Source organism: Nostoc sp. EspVER01 (assembly GCF_034530635.1).
GTDB lineage: Bacteria > Cyanobacteriota > Cyanobacteriia > Cyanobacteriales > Nostocaceae > Nostoc.
The window spans coordinates 117,484-139,722 of the sequence record NZ_JAVRCS010000007.1; the positions used below are offsets into that span (position 1 = coordinate 117,484).

The following is a 22,239-nucleotide window of genomic DNA, read 5'->3' on the forward strand; positions in this document are numbered from 1 at the left end:
TAAAAATCATGACTCACAACTTATAACTCATAACTTTAGAGAGAGGAATGTACTGTGGAGCAAAAGATTAACTGCGCTGTAGCCTGTGTTAACGGGTGTGTTTTAGGGGATAAATGCCCCAATATCGAGTTTAGAGAGTCAGCCGCAAAATTTATTGAAGAGACTCCCTTAGACAAAATGCTGGAGTTGGCACAAGAACGTCTGCGGAAAAAAATGGCAGAACCGCCAAAATGGGTTTTTCCTGAAGATCCATAGCATTTAAGCCAACAGGCACAAGCAAGACAGCGGGGAAGTTAAATGGTATCTGGATCTATATTTAATTCTCGCAGTTTTGCTGCCAAGCGATCGCTGTGTTCCTTCTCGTGTTGTGCCACTTCTTCCGGTGTCGGAACCAGTTTTCTTTCAGGAGTTTAGGGTTAAAGCATTCTACAGCAACTAATTATTCATCACCGCATCCAAAAGTACATTGGCATCAAAGCGGACTACATCAGTGCAAGGTAGCCCTGTTTCTGCTATTGTTTGAGCGATGCTTTCTTGAGCCGCAGATTCATCTAAATGGGCTGTGTTCAGTGCTATACCCGCTACAGAAACACTTCCAAAAGCACCACCAGCATTAGCAACACTTTCATACATTTGAATCACCTCTGGTAAAGGTGGAATTATTACATGGGGATGATTGCGGACATGAACTTGTCCCGCCCGATGTACTAATATTAGTTGGGTTGGTTGCGAACCACGGATTAGGGGTAGAGTTGCTGTTGAACCAGGGTGTAGCAGCGAACCTTGTCCTTCAATATGCAAGATGTCGTAGTTTTTGCCATAGCGCATAACAATCTGTTCCACAGCACCAGCGGCAAAGTCTACCCGCACGGCATCTAAAGCCACGCCGTCTCCTTCTAACATCACCCCAGTTTGTCCTGTGGCGAGGAATTTAGAACGCCAGCCCCGCAGTTTTGATGCCCAATGTAACTCTAGACTAGTTGACATTTTACCAATCGCCATGTCGGTTCCCACTGTCAACACCCGCCGACACGGAAGGGTACGTGCCATTCCACTAGCAACGCTGATATTAGATGGTTCTTTTCGGACATCCCAAATTAGTTGCCCTGGTTTGAGCAGTGCATTTAATTCTGGGATACTTGCCATTGGTGTATGTAAACCATTCACTAAAGACATTCCCGCTTCTAAAGCATCTTTGATTTCCAGCCAGTAATCATCTGGTACAGCACCACCACCAGGGGCAATACCAATTACTAAAACTTCTGGTTTGTACTCTAGGGCTGCGGCTACCGATGCCACAATCGGCACATCACGCTTGATGCCTGTTAATTCTGGTAGGGATTTACCAGCACACTCGCGATCGATTACGGCTACAATTGGGGCTTCACTGTAACGTAAAATTGCTAGCCCTGTTTTACCCTGAGTCCCAGTAGTTCCTTCATGTAGCAAGATAGCTACTCGTTGATTAAGTGGTAGACGCACTGTGTTGTACTCCCAAGCCTGGTAAATCGTTTGGCAAAACTCTTCCTGCTTTTAGCAATGCACCCGTAAAAGGGTCATCAATTAAATTCAGGTGACTATCTAAATCTAAATAATCAGCTAGTGGTGCCAGCTGTAATGCTGCTGTATTAGCTAGCGAACTGTCAGAATAGCAACCGAACATTACTTGCAACCGATATGCTCGTGCTGTATGCACCATTCGCATTGCCTCTGTTAGTCCCCCTGATTTCATCAGTTTGATATTAATGCCATCCACGTAATTTGCCAAATCGGGAATATCAGCACTTGTGAAACAACTTTCATCGACAAAGATGGGGAGGGGAGAGTGTTGTTTGAGTTTTGCTAAACTTGGTTCTTCTCCCCGTGGCAATGGCTGTTCTACATACTTTATACCTAAATCTGCTAGCCAATTGCACATAGCGATCGCATCTTCTAAACTCCAACCGCCGTTGGCATCAACGAAAAATTCTAGTTCAGGTGCTTCTTCTCGCACCGATAAGAGCATTTTTTGATCGGCATCTATGCCATCTGGATTACCTAGCTTCACCTTGAAAAGACGGACATCGGTAAATTTTAACCAGTCTCGCGCTCTCGCCCTAGCGCCTTCAGGCGAATTAATCCCAATTGTGACAGAAGTCGGGACTATTTGATTGCGATCGAGTCCCCAAAGTTGCCACAAAGGTAAACCTACGCGCTTACCCAACCAGTCGTGCATTGCCATATCCAACGCAGCTCTTGCAGCAGAAGGAACTTGGTTTTGTGTTAAAACTTGCTCAATTTCCTGACGTTGTAAGGGGCTGAATGTTTGCAACAGCGGCACAACTTGCTCTAGAGCATCTTTGATTGCATCAGTTGATTGCCGATGATTACCCACACCAAATGGCGATGCTTCCCCCCAGCCTTCGATATCATCCTGTGAAATCCTCACCCATACATTCGTTGTCTGTGCCGTTGTACCTCGACTAATAGTCAACGGAAATCTCTTGTTTACTGTAAATAAATTTACATTTATTTGCATACTTATTTTACATATTATGTTATCGCAAAAGCCAGTGTAAGTTCAAAATTTAAATTATCGGATACATCTGTTATACTTTTTTACATTCATTGCAAACTTTTTATATATACATTTTATTTTTACTTAGTTTATGAACAACTTAAAAAAATGGAATATTTTAAAATCAAAAATGGTTTTAGATAACCCTTGGTGTCAGGTGAGGCAAGATGAAATAGAATTACCGAATGGTAAAATTATAGATGATTATTTTGTCAGTATTAAGCCTGACGTTGCAATGATTTTACCTATTACTAGTAATAAAGAAATTATTTTTGTCCGGCAATATAGACACGCCGTAGGTGAATTTTTCTTGGAACTGCCAGCAGGTAATTTCGATCCCACAAAAGAGAGTGCCGAAGTAGCAGCAATTAGAGAACTGAGAGAAGAGACTGGTTATATTCCCCAAGAATTTAAAAAAATTGGAACTCTATACGATAAGCCGAGTAAAGATACTAATCAAATACATTTATTTTTAGCAGAAAATGTGACCAAAGTTGGAGAGCAGCAACTAGATATTACAGAAGAGATTGAAGTTATATTAATTCCTGTAGAATCAGTTTTAGATAAAATTATTCAGGGAGAAATTTCTGTTGCCGGAACTGTAGCGGCTCTCTTCTTAGGTTTAAATTTTATTAATTATTAATAATCATTAAACCTCTCTTCTGTTTAAAAAAATACTTTATACGAATTGTATCGTGAAGCTTTTACAGCAACTTTTTTTGGATGTTTGAGCATAGAATAATATTAATAAAGTTTCCATAGCGGCATCTCTGCGCTGCGAGCAAATAGATTGGAATGGTGGTACAATTTACGTGAGGCGAGTCAAAAAACGTACGCCCTCGGTTCAACCATTTTCAGGTTTGGAGATTCGCTCTCTCCGTCATCTGCAACGAGATTATCCTGCTAGTCCCTATATTTTCCAGTCTTCTCGACTTGGCCCGTTGGCACATGATACGATCGCCGGCATTGTTGAGCGGGCTGGTGAATCAGCTGGTTTGTCTTTCCCTATTCATGCTCATATGCTGCGGTATGGAACAGGTTATTATCTGGCTAATCGAAGTATTAATACCCGAACAATTCAGAGTTATTTGGGGCATAAAAATATTCCGCATACTGTTCGTTACACCGAACTTGCATCTACCAAGTTTCAAGGTCTTTGGGATGATTGATGTTTAAGTCCTCTGCTTAATTGTTGCCCATCTCCCCCGAAAAAAATCGCTCTCTATCGGTATCGCTTTTAGGATTTATCCTCTATACCTGATATTTACTTAATATTTACTTGATATTTACTTGATAGTTGATTGTTGATAAATAAGCCTATTAATTTATATAGAAAATTCTTGAAATTGGAGATTTATTAAATTTACTGTATTTTAATTCAGTAGCAGAGGGAATCATCATGCACAACCACATCTCGCGCCGTGCGTTCTTCATCGGCGCTGTGAGAGCGGGAGTTACCGGACTCGCCACCACGTCCCTCTCAAGAACTGGACTTCTCGGCAGCATCGCCGTCGCACAAAGCCAACCTCGGCTGCGGCTCAACCTGCCGACCTACCCATTCTTCGACAACCTTCGGACTGTCATGACCGAAGATATAGACCTCCTCGACCGACTCGTGAGCGCCTACGCACGCACAACCCCGCCTGGGGGTCACGATCCGATCGACTTTCTCTCACGCTACGTCCCGGTGTACGTGTTCGAGCGCACACTCCGACCGTCCGAACCTGGCGACCCGTCGCTCCCGACGTTGCTGTGGCTGATGCACCTCGCCGGGTATTTTGGCGGCGTGTGGTTGCGCGACGCTTTCATCCGCTTTCCGGTGCCGGGTTCGCCGAACCCACGTCCCGGATTTTTGCCGACTGCGAATAGCTTTGACGCGATTGTGACGCGCATTAACGCCGCGCTCACAGCATTCAACGGCAACGATGCCGGAGCGATCGCTTACGCTGAGGGGAGTCTTCGGGGCGCGCAGCTCCAGGGACTCACTGACAGCTACGGGTACAACGCGGGCTACCTCGACCAGATTCTCACCGGTTCAAAGCCGACGAACGCAATGGCTCCTGTAGGCTACTTCATCTACAACCCAACTTTACTCTTCAATGGTACCTATGCTGTCGAGGAGATCCGCCCGCTCGATGATTGGCGGCGACACGTCGAGCAAGCCGTAAGTCGGCCGGGCAGTCGCTATGCTGAGATTGTCAACGGTGCAGGTGGTGCCGACTCACTCCTGGCGATCCAGTCGGCTGGGGTTGCACGGGGCAAGGCAACATGGCAGCCCCAGAACGTGTTCCTCGCGATCGCAAACTACGACCAGCCCACCTACGACCTACTCCTCGTGACCAGCGCGTACTTCTTGCAGTGCATACAGGCTACTGGGCTGGCGGCGCTTGCAGCGTCGGCAGTTGGGAACGCAGACTGGGCGCGGGCCGCCGTGCGATCAAACGCGATGATCGTGCCGTATGGAGGCAGCTACAGCGTTGGCCTCTTTGACAACACTGGTCAGCTGCCGACCTTCACGATGGTCTGACGGTTGACTGGTCGCCGTGGGCTGCGGACTTTGAGGTTCGTCAGCATCCATCACGCTTGGGGGTGGGGGGTAAGATCGCTCCTTTTTACTCTAAGAATGTTGTGGGGGCGATGCCTGCTATTAGGGACTTCCAGAAAATAAATTATCCAATTTACTCAGATAATATTTTGTTGTCTTCCCCCTGCTCCCTGCTCCCTGCTCCCCTGCCTACCCAGCGATAGGATATTTTTTTAGTTGGAAGTCCCTTAGATGCGTTCGCCCTACCACGCCACCTAATTTTTTAGTTTTTTATCTTGCCCATTGCTGCAAAATATAACCATAAAAAGCCTCTTTATCTACCTGATCCATTGCATCAATTTTACGACCGCCAGTAACTACTTTAGTACGCCCCTGACTAAGACCAGTGGTGATAATTTCTGTTTCCCATTCGCGCAGTTGATAAAATTCTGGATGTCCCAAATAAGCCGTTGCCAACACATCCCAAAAATAATAATCTTGGGGGATAACTAGTGCATAACATTGTCCGGCTAAATCAGAGATGGGATAGTGGCGTTGTCGTCCCATTTTGTATACTAACTCTGACGTGACTGGGACATTATTAGTTAAATCCAAAGGACACATAATAATTTCGATTTGGGTTTGCCATACCCGCGCGGCTGAAATCGCGTCCCAATAAACATTCCATTCAGCAGAACCATCTTGTCCAGGTTCTAAACTTTTTTCTACATTGCCACCAACATTCAACGCACCCCCCATCCACACAATCTTGTGAATCTTGGCTTCAATTTCTGGTGCTTTGTCTAAAGCTGCGGCTACCGTTGTCAACGGCCCAGTTACCATCAACGTTACGGGGTCTGATGCGTCCCGCAACACCTGTATCATGAAATCTTGACCTGTTTCGGCAAGCAGAGGCGTGGTGATGGTTTTGCTTTGATTGAGAATGGGGAGATGGTCAACGATAAACGAATCACGGCGATAGAGAGTAGGAAATGGATTGATACCGCGCACAGTGCTTTCTGCTACCGGGATATGAGAAAATCCCATCAAATCTATAATTTTACGTGTGGCACTAACAGCCGGTTGAACGTAGCAATCTGCTGGAGTGACGACAACACCAAGGAGTTCAATACTATCCATCGTTAACAGCAGCATAGTTGCTAAATAATCATCTACACCGCCATCGTGATCCATTAATACAAGTTGTTTTGTCATAAAGGAGAATTATATGGATGAGTTTATGGAAGCTGCAATTCAAGAAGCAAAACAAGGCAGACAAGAAGGGGGAATTCCTATTGGTTCGGTTCTCGTCAAGGATGGTAAAATTCTCGGCAGAGGACACAATAAACGTGTACAAGACGGCGATCCTGTTACCCACGCCGAAATTGATTGTCTCCGCAATGCTGGAAGAGTTGGCAGCTATAGAGGTACAACACTCTATTCAACTTTAATGCCATGTTACCTGTGCGCTGGGGCAGTAGTACAATTTGGCATTAAAAAAGTCATCGCTGGAGAATCCAAAACTTTTCCTGGTGCTAAAGAATTTATGGTATCTCATGGCGTGGACGTAATTGATCTTAATCTTGATGAGTGCGAACAAATGATGAGTGAGTTTATTGAAACTAACCCCGAACTTTGGAATGAAGATATTGGTAAATAGTCATTGGTCATTTGTCATTTGTCATTAATTATCCTCCCCTGCTCCCCACTATCCACCTTTTAAGGATAGGTATTTTAAAATCAGCTAGTAGATAGAGTAATGTGATGACTGGAAAAGCCACTGCGTTGCAACAAAAGAGCAGCTTTAATTGGGTCTGGTTAGCAATCAAGAAGTGAAATCTGGAGAGGATGGTTTAGTAGCTGACTTGCCAAACTATACAGCTAAGATATTTGTTTCAAATTTCCAGTAACCTAGTCTGTGGATCGTAGGTGTCAAAAGGTTGCAAATACATTGTCCCAAGCAGTGCGATCGCTCGTTAAACAAACTGCTTGCGTCGCAACGCAGTAATAAGAGTAGTTGTGGGATCAACAGCAAATAAAATAACATCATGTCCGATCGGATAAGCCCAAAACCCAGATTGTAGAGACGCGATTTATCGCGTCTTGAAAGACCAATCATCTACACCAATAACCTTTAACCCAAGCGTATTGTGACATAACACCATCTGCGAACAAGGCGTTGGGCAGTAATTAACAGGAGGCTTTATGATATTTGTTGACAATTTGCGCTTCCCTTTGACGCTTTTCACAGCACTAGGCTGCGGATTGGTGGCTGGCGTCTTCTTTGCCTTCTCGACTTTCGTGATGAATGCCCTTGCACGACTCCAGCCAAAGGAGGGCATTGCCGCCATGCAATCCATCAATATCACTGCGATCAATCCGTTATTCATGTTGGCACTGTTCGGGACGGCTGTGGCTTGCATCTTTCTAGCGGTTTCCTCGGTGTTAAAGTGGCATCAACCTGATGCTGCCTATTTGCTTATCGGTAGCTTGCTCTATCTTATTGGCACCGTTCTAGTGACGATCGCGTTCAATGTGCCGCTGAATGATGCCTTAGCGATCGCCAAACCGGATAGCACTGAAGGCACGAACCTATGGGCTAGATATCTTACCAATTGGACGTTCTGGAACCACGTTCGGACAATAGCGGCACTGGCGGCAGCACTTGTACTCGGACTGTGCGATCGCACGTGAAATAGGATAATACCCTGTAATCGGCAAAATGAAGCTATATGAGTATTCAAGCAGCATACGATAATTGGTCAGCCACATACGATGCTGACAAAAATCTGACGCGCGATCTCGATCAAACTGTCACCAGAGAAACCTTGATGGGTTTGAGGTGTAAATCAGTCGTAGAAATTGGCTGTGGCACAGGTAAAAATACACTTTTACTTTCACAAATTGCTCTGAAAGTTTGTGCGATCGATTTTTCAGCACAGATGATCGAAAAGGCGAAAGAGAAAGTGAGGGCTACTAATGTGGTATTTCTTACAGAAGACATTACTAAGCAATGGACTTGTCAAAATGAGTCTGCCGATTTGGTCACTTGTAATCTTGTTTTAGAACATATCGAAGACCTCAGCTTGATATTTTCAGAAGCATTTCGTGTATTAGTCAAAGGAGGATATTTTTTTATCTGTGAGCTTCATCCATTTAAGCAATATAAAGGTACAAAAGCTAATTTCCAAAGACAGCAAGAGATCATTGAAATTCCGGCATTTGTGCATCATTTATCAGATTTTTTTAACGCAGCGAAAGTTCATGGCTTCTTACTTGAAGATTTCAAAGAATGGTGGCATGAAGAAGATAAAAATAAACCACCAAGGCTAGTATCAATCTTGTTTAGAAAGTGAAGAAAATTTTGGGGTATTGGAATTTAGAGCAGTTGCAGAGATACTTGCAAGAGTGATGGAAGATGGGCGATTAATTATGGAATTTCCAAAACAGATAGAGAAAATTTCTGTCAGCGCTGACAATTGTTTAACATCAGAATTCTCGAAAAAGATTCATCACTCATTAACACAGCGAGATGCTCAGTTTATTGAATCATTGATGCCTGTATGGGAATGGTTTTACCGTTATTACTTTCAAGTAAAAACTGATGGATGGCATCACATACCAACAACAGGGAAAGTGCTACTGGTTGGATCTCATAATGGGGGAATGGCGTCTCCAGATTTAATCATGATGATGTACGATTGGTTTTCGAGATTTGGAACCGAGCGTTTGGTGTATGGTCTAATGCACCCTTCCGCTTGGAAAGTGAGTCCAGAAATAGCAGGATTAGCCCAGAAATTCGGAGCAATTGTTGCACATCCCAAAATGGCTAGCGCGGCTTTCGATCGGGGTGCTAGCGTTCTGGTATATCCTGGAGGACAATATGATATGTTTCGTCCTTATAGCCAACGTTATAAAATTCATTTTGCTGGTCATCAGGGCTTTATCAAGCTAGCTTTAAAACAAGAAGTTCCGATTATTCCTGTAATCTCGGTAGGCGCTCATGATAGCTTGATAGTCTTATGTGATTGTTATGATTTTGTCAAACAATTGCATCAGTGGGGATTGCCGTGGTTATATCAAATTGACCCTGGAGTTTTCCCAATTTACTTAGGTTTGCCTTGGGGCTTGTCTATTGGCCCTCTGCCTAATATTCCTCTACCTGTGCAGATTCACACTCGTGTCTGTCATCCAATTACTTTTGAAAGATATGGTCGAGATGCAGCTAGAGATCGTAACTATGTGAATACTTGTTATGAAATAGTCCAAAGTCAAATGCAGGAAGAGTTAAATAATTTGGTTAGAGATACTCAAAAATCTAACTAAAACACGAATATTAGTGACGAAGTGACGCCTCCCCCAGTATTTCCAAAAGCGATCGCTCCATAACTTCACTGACAAATTTATTACCTTGTAAGTTGAGGTGGATGTGATCGTGAAACAAACTTTGGGGGTTGGTAGTTGAATTGAAATTCGGTAAAAAGTCAATATAGTTAATTTGCTGTGCTTTGGTAAAATCACTCAAGCGCTGACGTGCTTTAATTTCGTAATCGCGGGGGCCTGGTTGACCAATTTCTCGTAGTAAAGGAGTCATCACCAGCAGAAATTTGCTATTGGATTGGCGAGTCAAGGCTTGAATTTTAGCGATCGCCTCCAGATTAATCCCCACGCGATCGCCTGATTCATTTTGGACGGCTTGCAGTTCAGGAATTGGCTTTTGCTTGACGATATAACGCTGCCATACTTCCACTAATGCCAGGGGAGGTTTACGATCTGGATAATTGCGATCGCGTCCTACTGGTAATGAAGTAGGAGGAGTTGCAAACAAATCATCGGTATTAATTAATAACACCACTGCTTGCGCGTTAAAATTGCCAAACTTCTCTAAATAGGCTAATTCATTCCTTGGCCCCCAAGAGTTTGCTGAAGCATTTAGCACTTCTACTTCCTGATAATTACTATTAGTGGATGATGCTAGAGAACGCATCATCAAACTAGATATTGTATTAGTCTGATCTGTCCACCAACCACCATTAGCAATAGAATCACCTAAAAGTAGAATTCGCAGGTCAGAAGATGCGGGTATCTTTTTTATCGGACTACCTCGCATAGAATATTCATTAATTTCAATGCGATTCCCAAAACGACGGGTACGCTGGTTAGGAGCCAACAAATAACCAATCTGCTCATCGCCAATATAAATCAGAGGATTACCAAAACCAAACAGCGATCGCAATCCAATCTCGATTACCACAAACAATCCCACAACCACCGCTAAAATTACGCTCAGTGCTATTTTCACCTACTCACACCCTCTTATACTGAGTTGCTTTTCAATGATAGTAGGGGATTGGGCGTTAGGAGTGCTGAGTGCTGAGTTAGGAGTTAGGAGTTAAGAGTTAGGAGTTTTGTTTATCTCCTTGTCCCCCTTGCGCCCCAGCCCCCAGTCCTAAATTTTTAAAGTGAATTTAACGTCATCCGCAAAGAGAAGGACTACAATCAAAACGGACAAATATCTCATGCTCCAACAACAGAGGATTACAAAGCTGTGTCCGACTTAAATCGCGGAATTATGAAATTTAAGGGTGCAGATTCCCCAAAAGTAGTCACTATCTCTACCGTGTTGCTTCTGGGATCGATCGCTGCTCTTGTCATTTGGGCGCTGCAAGCTGCCTATGCGCTAAACTAAAACCATTAGTAGTCTAGAAGGACACTTGTCTTAAACGGTTTCCGTCTTAGCCAAGTGTCCATTTAGCAACTAGTCATTGAAGAAGAATACAGAATCCAGAATCCAGAATTCAGAATGTCTTTCCTTGGGGGATTCAAACCACTAGCTGATTGTATACTTCTAAATCTATAATTTGGATTGTTTTTAAACCCCCGTGTTTATGCCTTAGCCATCATTCTGAATTCTGACTCCTGACTCCTGAATTCTCTTTGAAAAAGCCCCCCCTAATAACCATCAAAAATTTCAGAAAAACTTTAGATTTTAGATTTGAGGTTTTAGATGGAAAATTTAAATCTAAAATCCAAAATCCAGAATGTTTGAACCTTGGGGTATCTTAGTTATTTTAATTCTCTGCCCCCTTTTGGGCGGATTACCCCTGATTGCATGGATAACTTATGCCCTTAAACGGAAGCAGTTATCACAAGTTGGTACAGGAAATATTAGTGTATCAGCTGCCTTTTATCATGGCGGTAAAATTGTCGGAATTCTGGCAGTCTTGTCAGAAGCTTTTAAAGGAGTTGCGGCAGTCTTACTCAGCCGCATTTTCTTCCCAGATGGATCGTCTTGGGAATTACTTGCCCTAATCGCTCTGGTAATCGGTAGATACTGGATAGGCAGAGGAGCAGGTACGACAAATGTTGTTTGGGGATTTGTCGTACACGATCCACTTGTAGCGATATTTGTATCTTTCTTTGCAGGTATTGCTTTTACAATTCTGCAATCAAGAAAGTTAGTCAAATTTGGGGTTTTGCTACTTTTTCCATTGTTTGTGGCACTTCTGCACTTTAGCGATATTCCCAGAATATTTGCTGCTGTGGCCTTAGCTGGTTTAATGGGCTGGATTTACACCAAAATTCCTGATGATATGAAACTGCCAGCCCAAGAGGCACAAACAGAATCGCAAGCGATGTTGGAATTTTTACGCGGCGAGCGCACAATGGTTTCTCTAGATGAAGAGTTGAATGCTGCCATAGTCGGAGAAAAGGCGGCGACATTATCTCAAATTAAGCGCTGGGGCTATCCAGTGCCGAAGGGATGGGTACTAGCACCTATCGACAATCCAGAAGGGTTAACAGAATTTCTCCAACCCTCAGAATTATCTCCCTTGGTGGTGCGTTCCTCCGCTATTGGAGAAGACTCAGAACAAGCTTCTGCTGCTGGACAGTATGAAACAGTTGTAAATGTTACTAGCCAAGAGGCATTAAAAGAAGCGATCGCCCAAGTTCAAGCTTCCTACAATCATCCCTCAGCTATCCAATATCGGCGCGATCGCGGCTTAAATGATACAGCAATGGCTGTGTTGATTCAACAACAAGTCCAGAGTGTATATTCTGGTGTTGCCTTCAGCCGCGATCCCATTACCCAGCAAGGCGATGCAATCATTATTGAAGCCCTTCCAGGCAGTGCAACGCAAGTCGTTTCGGGAAAAATCACACCAGAACAATATCGCGCTTTTGTCGTTGAAACAGAAAATTCCTACTCTGTACAATTAGAGGGTCAAGGACGAGTCCCACAATCATTAATTAAGCAAGTTGCTTACCTTACTTACCGACTCGAAAAACGTTATCATGGCACTCCTCAAGATATCGAGTGGAGTTATGATGGGCAAACGCTTTGGGTGCTGCAATCTCGACCGATCACCACTCTGTTACCCATGTGGACACGCAAAATCGCTGCTGAAGTGATTCCCGGAGTAATTCACCCCTTAACATGGTCAATTAATCGTCCCTTAACTTGTGGAGTTTGGGGAGAATTTTTTACTTTAGTTTTAGGCGATCGCGCTTTGGGGTTAGATTTTGCCAAAACAGCAACTCTGCACTATTCCAGAGCTTACTTTAATGCGTCCCTCTTAGGAGATATTTTTCTCCGCATGGGACTACCACCGGAAAGTCTGGAATTTTTAACCAGAGGAGCTAAATTAAGTAAACCCTCCTTGCAGTCAACTTGGGAAAATTTGCCAGGACTAGGAAAGTTGCTGAAGCGGGAATTAAGTTTAGAAAAGGACTTTAAGGAAGATTATCACAACCGATTCATTCCTGGGTTGTCGCAGTTGGCGCAGGAAGATATAGATAGCTTGGAACCACCGGCGTTGTTGGCAAGAATTGATTTTATTCTGGAGTTGCTGCGTCATGGAACGTATTACAGCATTTTAGCTCCCTTGAGTGCTGCCCTGAGACAGGCGATTTTTCGGGTAAAGGATAAGCAAATCGATCATAGCGTTACCCCAGAGGTAGCGGCATTGCGATCGCTCAGTGCGATCGCTACAGATGCCAAGCAGGTATTGCTGGAGTTTGAGCCACAGCAAGTATTTGAACAATTAAAACAAACCCCCGAAGGAGAGAAAATCCTCCAAGCATTTAACGAATTGCTGCAAGATTACGGCTACTTAAGCGAAGTAGGAACCGATATCTCCGTTCCCACTTGGCGGGAAAATCCCCAGATGATTCAGCAGATGTTTGTGCAGTTAATGCAGGGGAACGAACCACAATCAGGTGCTAAAGACGCGATTAATAGTATCTTTGCTGGTAAGCGCAAACGCTCTTTTGTGCAACGGCGCGTAGATATCAAAGGACGAGTCACCGAAGTTTATTCCCGACTTTTAGCTGAATTGCGTTGGAGTTTTGTGGCTTTAGAGAAGATTTGGTTAGAGTCTGGTTTACTCAGGCAAACAGGCGATATCTTTTTTCTTAACTTTGATGAAGTGCGGCGTCTAATTGGAGATGAAGATTCTAGCTTCATAGAGCAGCTAGATAAGTTAGTCGAATTTAGGCGATCGCAATTCCTGCAAGATAGCGAGATTATTCAAATACCTCTTTTAGTTTACGGCAATACACCTCCTCACCCCTTAGCTCCCTCTGAACTTTACTCTGACCAAATTTTACAAGGTATTGGAGCCAGTCATGGGCAAGCCGAAGGTAGGGTGAAAGTGTTGCGAAATTTACAAGACATTCCAGACATTGACCGAGATACGATTTTGGTAGTACCTTATACAGATTCCGGCTGGGCCCCATTGTTATTAAGGGCTGGGGGATTAATTGCCGAAGCTGGGGGAAGACTTTCTCACGGTGCGATCGTTGCTCGTGAGTATGGAATTCCCGCAGTGATGGATGTTCGCGGTGCTACATGGATCTTGCAAGATGGTCAACGAGTCAGGATTGATGGGTCTAGGGGTATTGTGGAATTATCTAATGATTTAAGACCCGAATGATTACCACTTCTTTGAAAGACTTGCCAGAAGAGTCGGTTTCTCACAATGCCGAAATCAAGAAAAAGGTGATGTTACGCTTCGGCGATTTACCTCACCTGACTAACTTTTCTCAAGCACGTTTTGCTCCTGGACAAACCGCACCAGCACACGCACATCAAGATATGTGCGAGGTATTTTTTGTAGAAGCTGGTTCAGGAGTAATTCACATTGATGGTACAGAATACCCTTTACTTCCGGGAAACTGTGTAGCCATCGAACCGGGAGAAGTACACGAAGTTGTCAATAGTGGCTCAACCGAACTTGTTTTGACATACTTTGGTTTGCGAGTCGAAAAATCAGCGTAATTATTTTGAATACAAGATACAGTGAGGGCATAACCATGTTGTGTTGTGCCCTCATAAAAGTTTGCGGAATGTGGGTTATAAACCAATACAGTTCAGTTAAGCTTCTCTTGCTTCTCTTCCTTTGCGTCCTTTGCGGTTCGTTAAAAAAAGGTCTTAGCCTTAACCCAAGCGTATTGGGTTATAAACAAAGATAAATTTGCAAAATCCTAATATACCAAGGGTGTCGCCCCGCGCATCTGACGCAAAGAATTTATACAAGCAGCACAGTCGCAGCCAAATAAGTCGATTGCCACATTGCTTTCTTGTTCATTGAACTCCAGCATGGGAGCATCTTCTTGAGAAAACTCTATTTCACGTTGATAGTTAGGAATTTGAGCCAACACGGAAGCCCTGGCACATACTAAACCCACTTTATGTTTATTGCGTATACAAGATAGACGATCTGTGGTTTTGGTTCCTGGTTCTGGCTCCATAGCTTGTGCGTGATTGAGCATTACTCCCATAGAGAGAAGAGAGCTAATCAGCACAGGAGAAGAAAGCAAACTCAGTATGAATTTGTTCATTGGTTTTCTTGAAAAACAATCTCGATTGCTCAGATTATCCGATTAAATCTTACAGTGCAAGTAAATGTGTATCAGGAATAGCCCAAAATCCAGATGTAGAGATGCGATTTATCGCGTCTTTGCCGCTCTAAAATTTTCGGGGTTGCATATTTGCGGGATGATTTTACTATTTTTGTGGGGTGGGCATCTGCCTTAACTTGACACCAATGGCAAGATGCCCACCCCACAAGAGTTAATTGGATATTTTTTTATTTGGAAATCCCTTAGCCGAACATGATGTTACGCCACTTTCTCCCCTTTTCCACCAGGAGAGGCTAGCACCAAAGAAAAAGACTCGCGATGCTTGCTGCTATAAGCACCACAGTTGGTTTGATGGCGGGTTCTCCAAAAGAGTACAAGTCACAATAGTTTTATATTTGTTGCCTGACTCTGCCTTTCGTATTAAAATTTTGAAGTAATGCTTCATGGTGAATGCAGTCAAACGTTCAATTCGGATATTAAAGATGCGCCCCTGCATGTCTGATTTTCTATATCACCCTACAGAACTTATCTTATTCCATTTCCAACCCCTTTTTGCGGTGGATTGTACTTAGGGTATGTGGGGGCGGGCGATCGCTTAAGTGCGATCGCATCACTGGTTAACTATCTACTGGGTGCAAAGAGTTGACTCGTATGTCATCCTAGATTTATGAGAGTTAATTCAGTGATGTCTTTGGTTTTAGTATTGAAAGGCTTTTTCCTTTTAGTATTTACAGACTTCTGAGAGAAATTAAAATCTCTACACAGTGATGATTTTGGAGAGAATCGATGTCAATTTATGTAGGTAACCTCTCTTATGATGTTACACAAGAAGATTTAAGTGGTATTTTTGCAGAATATGGTACTGTAAAGCGCGTTCAAGTACCTACTGACCGTGAAACAGGTCGTCCGCGCGGCTTTGCTTTTGTGGAAATGGGAACTGAAGCTGAAGAAACTGCTGCCATTGAAGCTCTAGACGGTGCTGAGTGGATGGGTCGTGACCTAAAAGTGAATAAGGCTAAACCCAAGGAAGACAGAGGTGATAGAGGTTCCTTTGGTGGTGGTAACAGAGGAGGATACGGCAACCGCGGCGGTGGCGGTGGCGGTGGCGGACGATACTAACCTTGGAAACAAAAACTCACCAAGAGTCTTAAGGTCAGACAAACAAGAGTCTGTCTTTTTTTTGTAATGTTACCGCCTGCATAGCCATTGATGAAGTCAACTTAGTAGGAGAAATAATGACCCAAGTAATTGTAGGTGACAATGAACACATTGAGTCAGCCTTACGACGATTTAAACGAGAAGTTTCCAAGGCGGGAATTTTCCCAGACATGAGAAAGCATCGTCATTTTGAAACACCCTTAGAAAAACGCAAGCGCAAAGAAGTTGCCAAGCACAGACAAAGTAAGAGAAGTTTTCGTAACTAAGGGCTGAGATACAGCAGAATTTAGGAGTCAGAATTCAGAATTCAGAAGTCAGAATTCAGAAGTAAAACAGGCTTTATATCTTGCTTTGACACGAATCGTTGTGTACTTCGTCTTCCTTGAATTCTGTTGTAAATATGAATTGAATGAATTCCCTCATAGATTCTATGAGGGTTTTTCTTTTGTCGATTTTAAAATCAGGAAACCTAAAGAAACGCTAAAATCAAGTCAGCCTTTGTATTGTAGCGGTTGTGTCCCACATCACTCAGAGTGCGGTTCACTGCATAAATCCTGATTGTCAACGTCCTTATCCTCAGCCTTGGGGAAACAAATTTTGCAACAGCTGTGGCGCACCGCTAGAGTTGTTAGACCGCTATGTTCCACTTCAACCCTTGGGATCGGGAGGATTTGCTCAAATCTACACAGTTTGGGATGAAACAACTCAAACAGAGAAAGTATTGAAAGTATTGGTAGAAGATTCACCAAAGGCACTGGAGTTATTTACCCAAGAAGCGGCAGTTTTATCTAGTTTGCACCATCCGGGTGTCCCCAGAGTCGATGCCGAAGGGTATTTTCAGGTACAACTGTTTAACCCCAAACCGCACCAACTGCCTTGTCTGGTAATGGAAAAAATCAATGGACGAACTTTAGAGGAGATATTAAAAAAGTTTCCCCAAGGGTGTCCAGAGAGTTTGGTTTTAAATTGGTTTGCCCAAGCTGTGCAGATTTTACAAGAATTACACAAACGTCAGATTCTTCACCGGGATATCAAACCTTCTAATTTAATGCTGGGTACATCTTCGCCATCTGTAACCCCGTCTTCAGGGCAAGCAGAAGGCGATCGCTTGGTGTTAATTGATTTTGGCGGGGCAAAACAATTTAGCGCCTCTAAGCTGCGTTCTAAGTCTAGTTCCACACGATTATTTTCTTCTGGCTACAGTCCACCAGAACAAGTGACTGGAGGTATTGTTGGGCCAAGTGCCGATTTTTATGCTCTTGGTCGAACGGTGATCGAACTACTAACAGGCAAATACCCCCTAGAGTTGGAAGATCAACAAACGGGTAAATTGCGCTGGCGAACTGTGGTGAATGTCAACCCGCAACTAGCAGATTTGCTGGATGAGATGGTGCAGGAGGATGTGCGATCGCGTCCAGCAAATGCAGCTATAATTCAAAAACGTTTGGCGAAGATTTCTCAACCATTACCGCCACCAGGGTTATTTGCTCAACTGCAAGACAAGATAAAGCTTGCCTCAACGCAAGTTTCCCAGAGATTTACACTGATAACACAAGCTATTGAACAAGTTTTAGCTAACTTTAGCCTAGCTGTTACCAAAACCGTTCTTTTTATCACTCAGACAATCTTCAAAATTTTCCGAGCTTGTTTGGCGACGATTTGGGCGATTGTACTGAGTACTATCGGCGCTTGTTTTGGTGCGATCGCAGGTTTTATTTTGGCCTATCGTACCAGCTTGGGGCCTCATGTTGTGGAATTGATTGGGAATCAGCTAAATCAATTAGTACCAAATACTCAACCCGTCTTCGGGGCAGATATTTTGGTGTTCGTCGCCGCAGGCTGGGGAACCGCATGGGGACTGACAGTATCCGGGTGTTTTGGTCAACGGCGGCGGTTTTTAGTGGCTTCCCTGATGGGAATAATTAGCTATGGCTTCGGCTGGTTAATTTTGCAATTAATCACCCCAAAAGATAGCGGCGAGGGCTTAATGGCAGTGATTTTAGTGGCAGTTTGCCTACTCACCTTGAGTTTAGGACTTCGCAGCCATCATGTAGTGTACGCTGTGTTCGCAGCCTTTGGCAGTGCGATCGCCTATGCAGTTTTGATTCTTTTGAGGTTAGCACCTCCCATCTTCCAATTTACCAGTCAACCAGGTTGGTCAGAGTTACAGTTACCTCTGATTTTTTTTGGTTCTATAGGCTTCTTTATCAGCTTCTGGTTAGGAATAAGTTACTACCTAATTGTCCCTGGATTGCGTCTTTTGGGATGGCGATGAAAGAGGAAAGAGGGATTCCTATATTTAGGACTTGCCTAAGTGTCATATTTTTTTGTAGAGGTTATCAAGAGTCAAAAAATCGAAATCTTGACCCTTGACCCCGATAGCATGAAGATATACGTGCCAGTTGCGTAAATCCTGCTATTTTAGCTGTTAGATACAAATAATTGGGGATTAACTATGGAACTATTTCTATGATTATTGCTGCTTTAGGTGCTGGTGCGATCGCAGCTACTAAGGATACAGCAGGAACAGCAGTTAAAGATGCCTATCAGGGTTTGAAAGCCTTGATTAAGAAGAAGTTTGAGGGCGATGTTCTGGGACAAGCGATGGTAGATGCCAAACCAGAAGAAATCAAGCAAGCGGAAGGTTTGTTAAAAGATAAAATTACCAAAGCTGGTGCTGATCAAGACCAGGAAATTATTAAAGTGGCTCAGGATTTACTCGAAAAAGTGAAAGAACAACCTGGGGGACAGGAAATAATCAATCAAACTCAAACCAACACCATGAGTGGAAATACCGTTGGTGGAAATGTGAACTTTGCACCGACTGTGCAAAATCAAGGTTAAGGATACCAAGATCATGAGCGAGTCAGTCCCAAATCACTCATATCAAGAACAAGAAAATCTCTTAAAGGATAATAGTGTTGGGCGTGATTTGACTTTCGCTCCTGTACAGATAATCAACTACTACTATCGAGAAGAAGCAAGATTAGTCCCGTCTGATTCTACCGACGCTGCTGATGAATATTTGCCTTGTCCTTATCGGGGGTTGTTTCATTTTGGCCCCAATGATGCGGATGTTTTCTTTGGGCGGGAAATATTTATCGAAGAACTTTATAGTGCAACTAAAACCAAGAATTTTATTCCGGTGCTAGGTGCATCAGGAAGCGGTAAATCTTCGGTGGTATTAGCGGGATTAGTCCCTAAGTTACAAAAAGCAGGTCATTGGCAGTTTACTCACTTTCGTCCTGGTTTTGATCCTTTCCATGCTCTAGCTTTAGCTCTAGTTCCTCTTTATACACCCAAATTAGATCAAACAGACCAAATTGCCCAAGCCCGAAAGATGGCTGGTTACTTGCAAGATGGTTCTGTTATTCTCTTAGATGTTTTTGCTAAAATTCAGCAAAATCACCCCAATCATCGGGTGCTACTGATTGCTGACCAATTTGAAGAAATTTACACACTCTGTAACAATCAAGAAATTCGCCTTAAGTTTCTCGACTGCTTATTAGCCAGTTTAGTAACTCCTACTTCTCTGACTTCATCAGCTACGGTATTGGTGACAACGATGCGGGCAGATTTTTTGGGAAATGCTCTCTCCTATCGTCCCTTTGCTGATGTCTTGCAAAATGGTGATGTGAAACTGGGGCCGATGAATCGGGAGGAACTAACACAAGTCATTGAAAAACCTGCCCAAAAATTCGGGGTGACATTTGCAGACGGACTGGTAGAACGCATTCTGGATGATGTGGAAAACCAACCGGGAAATTTACCTTTGCTAGAGTTTGCTTTAACAGAGTTGTGGAATAAGCGATCGGGTAAACAATTAACTCACAAAATCTATGAAGAAATTGGTCAAGTAGAAGGTGCCTTAGCCCGCCATGCTGATGAGAAATATGGCAACTTGACAGATGATGAGAAGCAAAAAGTGCGGCGGATTTTTATTCAATTAGTGCGTCCGGGTGAGGGAGCAGAAGATACAAGACGCATAGCGATGAAAGCGGAATTGGGGGAGCAAAGTTGGTCTTTGGTAAAACAATTGGCTGATGCTCGGTTGGTGGTGACAAGTCGCAATGCTACCAGTCAAGAAACGGTGGAGGTAGTCCATGAAGCTCTGATTCGCAATTGGGGAGAACTGCGAGAATGGATGAATACAAACCGCGTTTTTAGAGCTTGGCAAGAGCGACTACGTTCAGCCAAGGGACAATGGGAAGCAACGAAGCGAGATCCGGGTTCATTGTTGCGGGGTGCAGCATTAGCAGAAGCAGAAGAAAAATTGAAGGAACGCCCAGAAGACTTAATTGATGAGAAAGAATTTATCGAGCAGAGTATCCAAGAACGCTATCGCGGCGAAAAAGAAAAGGAAGAACAACAGCAGCGAGAAAGATTAATTGAAGGATTGACTATGATTGGGCATTTACTCCCAATAAAGCCTGTCGATGCTTTAGTTCAGGCAATCCAGTCAATTGGTTTAAATTTAGCGTTAGTGCAATCGTCTGGAAATATTTTGGATTCTGTTAAGCAAGGCTTAGACCTAGCCACAAAATCAGCCCGAGAACAAAACGTTTTCAAAGGTCATAAGGATGGGCTAACATGCGTTGCTGTTAGCCCAGATGGCAATTTGATCGCTAGTAGCAGTAAAGACGGTACAGTTCGGCTCTGGGACACTCAGGGCAACCCGATTGGCAAACCCATTCAGGAGCATCAGGGGTCTGTCTGTGCAGTTGCCTTTAGTCCAGATGGCACGTTTATTGCTAGTGGCGGTCAGGACGGGGCGGTGCTATTCTGCAACACTCAAGGCAATTTGATTGGTCAGCTTTTTCCCAAGAAGCATAAGAAAAAGGTGTCTTGGCAACCAGTTATTTTGCTTCTTAAACTTTGTCTTAGTAACTTGCAAAGTAACTGGATAATCACTATTTACTCGCTTGTCTTACCCTCGATAGGTTACGGTTATTATGCGTATGGTATTTTTTATTTTGCTTCTATCTATATTAAAAATAAAATGATTTTGAATTCATTTTATTTTGTTTGGATGGTTCTTACGTTGGTCGTTTCTATCTGTTGGTTCAGTCCTTGGTTTAAAATGAAGGGTGCTGTCACATCAGTCGCCTTTAGCCCCGATGGTAAGTACATTATCACTGGTCACGAAGATAAAAAGGTGCGGTTGTGGGACAAGCAGGATAAGCTGATTTGTATGCCTTTCCAAGGTCATCAGGGTAGTGTTACATCCGTCTCATTTAGTCCAGATAGCAAACAAATAGTCAGTACTGGTCAGGACTTGACTTTCCAGTTGTGGAATTTGCGGGGAATGCCCAAGAAAAGCTCGTTTAAGTTTAGTTGGGACTTCCGCATAATAATAGAATTATATTGGACTTTTATAAGAGATATTTTTGCCCGAATGTATTTCTTCCCATTTTGGCTGGTGTTTAGATATTTCTATCCACCGAAGACGCAGATTGGTCAACTCTTCCGACATCAAGATGCTGTCACATCAGTTGCCTTTAGCCCGGATGGACAATACATTGTAAGTGGCAGCCGCGATAACAAAGTGCGGTTGTGGAATAAGCAGGGTAAGCTTATTGGTGAACCGTTCAAGGGACATGAGAATGATGTGACCTCAGTTGCTTTTAGCCGAGATGGGCAATACATTGTAAGTGGCAGCCGCGATCGCACAGTGCGGTTGTGGGATAATAAGGGTAATCCGATTGGTGAACCGTTCAAGGGACATGAGAATGATGTGACATCAGTCGCCTTTAGCCCTGATGGACAATACATTGTAAGTAGCAGTAGTGACACGACAGTGAGGTTATGGGACATTCGTAACCACGACTGCGAAAATTGGCAAGATTATCTCCAAGTGGCGTGTAACAGGTTGCGTTACCATCCCATCTTCAAAAATCCTGAAACAGATATAGCAAAGAAAGCGTGCGAATTCTGTATTGAAAGGCGATCGCGCTTTGGGCAAACTTAAAAGGCGATCGCATTTTGGGGAAACTTCAGGGGCGATTGGTATACTGAGAACAACTTTTAGAAAGGGCGATCGCATTTTGGGGATACTTCAGGAGCGATCGCCCTTTGACTCGTTGTATAACTATATTTATAGCTATTCTGAAAACAGATGACCCGATGTTATGAGGTG

Annotated in this window: 21 protein-coding genes and 1 pseudogene; 16 read left to right on the top strand and 6 right to left on the bottom strand. The window is 43.5% G+C overall.

The genetic code is table 11. The features are described from left to right. Positions 1–54 precede the first annotated feature (54 nt). Complete coding sequence (locus RMX69_RS08530; RefSeq protein WP_099101515.1) at positions 55–255, top strand: hypothetical protein; 201 nt, start codon at positions 55–57, stop codon at positions 253–255. A gap of 38 nt (positions 256–293) precedes the next feature. Here RMX69_RS08530 and RMX69_RS08535 read toward each other — a convergent pair. The 3 genes and pseudogenes from RMX69_RS08535 to RMX69_RS08545 form a co-directional block, all read right to left on the bottom strand. Then, positions 294–410: pseudogene (locus RMX69_RS08535) on the bottom strand (Uma2 family endonuclease); the annotation flags it as partial. A gap of 25 nt (positions 411–435) precedes the next feature. Beyond that, positions 436–1,482, bottom strand: a complete 1,047-nt coding sequence (locus RMX69_RS08540; protein WP_322637173.1) for a DUF1611 domain-containing protein — start codon at positions 1,480–1,482, stop codon at positions 436–438. Next, positions 1,466–2,518 carry a dipeptide epimerase gene (locus RMX69_RS08545; RefSeq protein WP_322637174.1) on the bottom strand — a complete coding sequence of 351 codons (1,053 nt, stop codon included), beginning with the start codon at positions 2,516–2,518 and terminating at the stop codon, positions 1,466–1,468. Before RMX69_RS08545 ends, RMX69_RS08540 begins: the two co-directional genes overlap by 17 nt. Positions 2,519–2,648: 130 nt before the next feature. Between RMX69_RS08545 and RMX69_RS08550 the strand changes: the two genes are divergently transcribed. The 3 genes from RMX69_RS08550 (at position 2,649) to RMX69_RS08560 (ending at position 5,084) form a co-directional block, all read left to right on the top strand. Continuing rightward, positions 2,649–3,200: an NUDIX hydrolase gene (locus RMX69_RS08550; RefSeq protein WP_289796563.1), complete on the top strand. Its 552-nt coding sequence runs from the start codon at positions 2,649–2,651 to the stop codon at positions 3,198–3,200. Positions 3,201–3,327: 127 nt separating this feature from the next. After that, a complete protein-coding gene (locus RMX69_RS08555; protein ID WP_322637226.1) occupies positions 3,328–3,726 on the top strand; it encodes a tyrosine-type recombinase/integrase in 399 nt (132 codons plus the stop codon). A 230-nt stretch (positions 3,727–3,956) separates the two neighbouring features. Next, positions 3,957–5,084, top strand: coding sequence for a hypothetical protein (locus tag RMX69_RS08560; protein WP_322637175.1), 1,128 nt, complete (start codon positions 3,957–3,959; stop codon positions 5,082–5,084). A 288-nt stretch (positions 5,085–5,372) separates the two neighbouring features. Here RMX69_RS08560 and RMX69_RS08565 read toward each other — a convergent pair whose 3' ends face one another. Further along, the gene (locus RMX69_RS08565; RefSeq protein ID WP_322637176.1) at positions 5,373–6,296 is read right to left on the bottom strand and encodes a nucleoside hydrolase; all 924 of its coding nucleotides are present in this window, start codon (positions 6,294–6,296) and stop codon (positions 5,373–5,375) included. Positions 6,297–6,309: 13 nt separating this feature from the next. Between RMX69_RS08565 and RMX69_RS08570 the strand changes: the two genes are divergently transcribed. The 4 genes from RMX69_RS08570 (at position 6,310) to RMX69_RS08585 (ending at position 9,407) form a co-directional block, all read left to right on the top strand. Then, the gene (locus RMX69_RS08570) at positions 6,310–6,741 is read left to right on the top strand and encodes a nucleoside deaminase (RefSeq protein WP_289796565.1); all 432 of its coding nucleotides are present in this window, start codon (positions 6,310–6,312) and stop codon (positions 6,739–6,741) included. 689 nt (positions 6,742–7,430) lie between these two features. After that, the gene (locus RMX69_RS08575; protein ID WP_322637177.1) at positions 7,431–7,775 is read left to right on the top strand and encodes a DUF1772 domain-containing protein; all 345 of its coding nucleotides are present in this window, start codon (positions 7,431–7,433) and stop codon (positions 7,773–7,775) included. Positions 7,776–7,813: 38 nt separating this feature from the next. Then, entirely contained in the window at positions 7,814–8,437 is a 624-nt protein-coding gene (locus tag RMX69_RS08580; RefSeq protein ID WP_289796567.1) for a class I SAM-dependent methyltransferase, read from the top strand. Between the two features lie 76 nt (positions 8,438–8,513). Next, on the top strand, positions 8,514–9,407 hold the full coding sequence (locus tag RMX69_RS08585) for a lysophospholipid acyltransferase family protein (RefSeq protein WP_289796568.1): 894 nt from the start codon (positions 8,514–8,516) through the stop codon (positions 9,405–9,407). A gap of 10 nt (positions 9,408–9,417) precedes the next feature. Here RMX69_RS08585 and RMX69_RS08590 read toward each other — a convergent pair whose 3' ends face one another. Then, positions 9,418–10,383: an SGNH/GDSL hydrolase family protein gene (locus tag RMX69_RS08590; RefSeq protein ID WP_322637178.1), complete on the bottom strand. Its 966-nt coding sequence runs from the start codon at positions 10,381–10,383 to the stop codon at positions 9,418–9,420. A 739-nt stretch (positions 10,384–11,122) separates the two neighbouring features. Between RMX69_RS08590 and RMX69_RS08595 the strand changes: the two genes are divergently transcribed. Then, positions 11,123–14,017 carry a glycerol-3-phosphate acyltransferase gene (locus RMX69_RS08595; RefSeq protein WP_322637179.1) on the top strand — a complete coding sequence of 965 codons (2,895 nt, stop codon included), beginning with the start codon at positions 11,123–11,125 and terminating at the stop codon, positions 14,015–14,017. Further along, positions 14,014–14,361: a cupin domain-containing protein gene (locus tag RMX69_RS08600; protein ID WP_099103194.1), complete on the top strand. Its 348-nt coding sequence runs from the start codon at positions 14,014–14,016 to the stop codon at positions 14,359–14,361. The genes RMX69_RS08595 and RMX69_RS08600 overlap by 4 nt, the downstream gene beginning before the upstream one ends. 206 nt (positions 14,362–14,567) lie before the next feature. Here RMX69_RS08600 and RMX69_RS08605 read toward each other — a convergent pair whose 3' ends face one another. Then, positions 14,568–14,924, bottom strand: a complete 357-nt coding sequence (locus RMX69_RS08605; RefSeq protein WP_289796572.1) for a hypothetical protein — start codon at positions 14,922–14,924, stop codon at positions 14,568–14,570. 807 nt (positions 14,925–15,731) lie between these two features. Here RMX69_RS08605 and RMX69_RS08610 point away from each other — a divergent pair. The 6 genes from RMX69_RS08610 (at position 15,732) to RMX69_RS08635 (ending at position 22,222) form a co-directional block, all read left to right on the top strand. Beyond that, entirely contained in the window at positions 15,732–16,064 is a 333-nt protein-coding gene (locus RMX69_RS08610) for an RNA recognition motif domain-containing protein (protein WP_094351322.1), read from the top strand. 116 nt (positions 16,065–16,180) lie between these two features. Then, positions 16,181–16,369, top strand: coding sequence for a 30S ribosomal protein S21 (gene rpsU, locus RMX69_RS08615; RefSeq protein ID WP_012407716.1), 189 nt, complete (start codon positions 16,181–16,183; stop codon positions 16,367–16,369). 248 nt (positions 16,370–16,617) lie between these two features. Further along, positions 16,618–18,378, top strand: a complete 1,761-nt coding sequence (locus RMX69_RS08620) for a serine/threonine protein kinase (RefSeq protein ID WP_322637180.1) — start codon at positions 16,618–16,620, stop codon at positions 18,376–18,378. A gap of 194 nt (positions 18,379–18,572) precedes the next feature. Then, positions 18,573–18,947 carry a hypothetical protein gene (locus RMX69_RS08625; RefSeq protein ID WP_322637181.1) on the top strand — a complete coding sequence of 125 codons (375 nt, stop codon included), beginning with the start codon at positions 18,573–18,575 and terminating at the stop codon, positions 18,945–18,947. Positions 18,948–18,960: 13 nt separating this feature from the next. After that, the gene (locus RMX69_RS08630; RefSeq protein WP_322637182.1) at positions 18,961–22,071 is read left to right on the top strand and encodes an eIF2A-related protein; all 3,111 of its coding nucleotides are present in this window, start codon (positions 18,961–18,963) and stop codon (positions 22,069–22,071) included. Next, positions 22,058–22,222 (top strand): hypothetical protein, encoded by a 165-nt coding sequence (locus RMX69_RS08635; RefSeq protein WP_322637183.1) that lies wholly within the window; start codon positions 22,058–22,060, stop codon positions 22,220–22,222. The genes RMX69_RS08630 and RMX69_RS08635 overlap by 14 nt, the downstream gene beginning before the upstream one ends. Positions 22,223–22,239: the final 17 nt, after the last annotated feature.

Excerpts from the sequence above, each read along its gene's own strand:
- RMX69_RS08570 (WP_289796565.1), top strand. The coding sequence starts at position 6,310 with ATGGATGAGTTTATGGAAGCTGCAATTCAAGAAGCAAAACAAGGCAGA.
- RMX69_RS08560 (WP_322637175.1), top strand. The coding sequence starts at position 3,957 with ATGCACAACCACATCTCGCGCCGTGCGTTCTTCATCGGCGCTGTGAGA.
- RMX69_RS08630 (WP_322637182.1), top strand. The coding sequence starts at position 18,961 with ATGAGCGAGTCAGTCCCAAATCACTCATATCAAGAACAAGAAAATCTC.
- RMX69_RS08550 (WP_289796563.1), top strand. The coding sequence starts at position 2,649 with ATGAACAACTTAAAAAAATGGAATATTTTAAAATCAAAAATGGTTTTA.
- RMX69_RS08610 (WP_094351322.1), top strand. The coding sequence starts at position 15,732 with ATGTCAATTTATGTAGGTAACCTCTCTTATGATGTTACACAAGAAGAT.
- RMX69_RS08595 (WP_322637179.1), top strand. The coding sequence starts at position 11,123 with ATGTTTGAACCTTGGGGTATCTTAGTTATTTTAATTCTCTGCCCCCTT.
- RMX69_RS08600 (WP_099103194.1), top strand. The coding sequence starts at position 14,014 with ATGATTACCACTTCTTTGAAAGACTTGCCAGAAGAGTCGGTTTCTCAC.
- RMX69_RS08625 (WP_322637181.1), top strand. The coding sequence starts at position 18,573 with ATGATTATTGCTGCTTTAGGTGCTGGTGCGATCGCAGCTACTAAGGAT.
- RMX69_RS08580 (WP_289796567.1), top strand. The coding sequence starts at position 7,814 with ATGAGTATTCAAGCAGCATACGATAATTGGTCAGCCACATACGATGCT.
- RMX69_RS08585 (WP_289796568.1), top strand. The coding sequence starts at position 8,514 with ATGGAATTTCCAAAACAGATAGAGAAAATTTCTGTCAGCGCTGACAAT.
- RMX69_RS08565 (WP_322637176.1), bottom strand. The coding sequence starts at position 6,296 with ATGACAAAACAACTTGTATTAATGGATCACGATGGCGGTGTAGATGAT.
- RMX69_RS08545 (WP_322637174.1), bottom strand. The coding sequence starts at position 2,518 with ATGCAAATAAATGTAAATTTATTTACAGTAAACAAGAGATTTCCGTTG.
- RMX69_RS08575 (WP_322637177.1), top strand. The coding sequence starts at position 7,431 with ATGCAATCCATCAATATCACTGCGATCAATCCGTTATTCATGTTGGCA.
- rpsU (WP_012407716.1), top strand. The coding sequence starts at position 16,181 with ATGACCCAAGTAATTGTAGGTGACAATGAACACATTGAGTCAGCCTTA.
- RMX69_RS08605 (WP_289796572.1), bottom strand. The coding sequence starts at position 14,924 with ATGAACAAATTCATACTGAGTTTGCTTTCTTCTCCTGTGCTGATTAGC.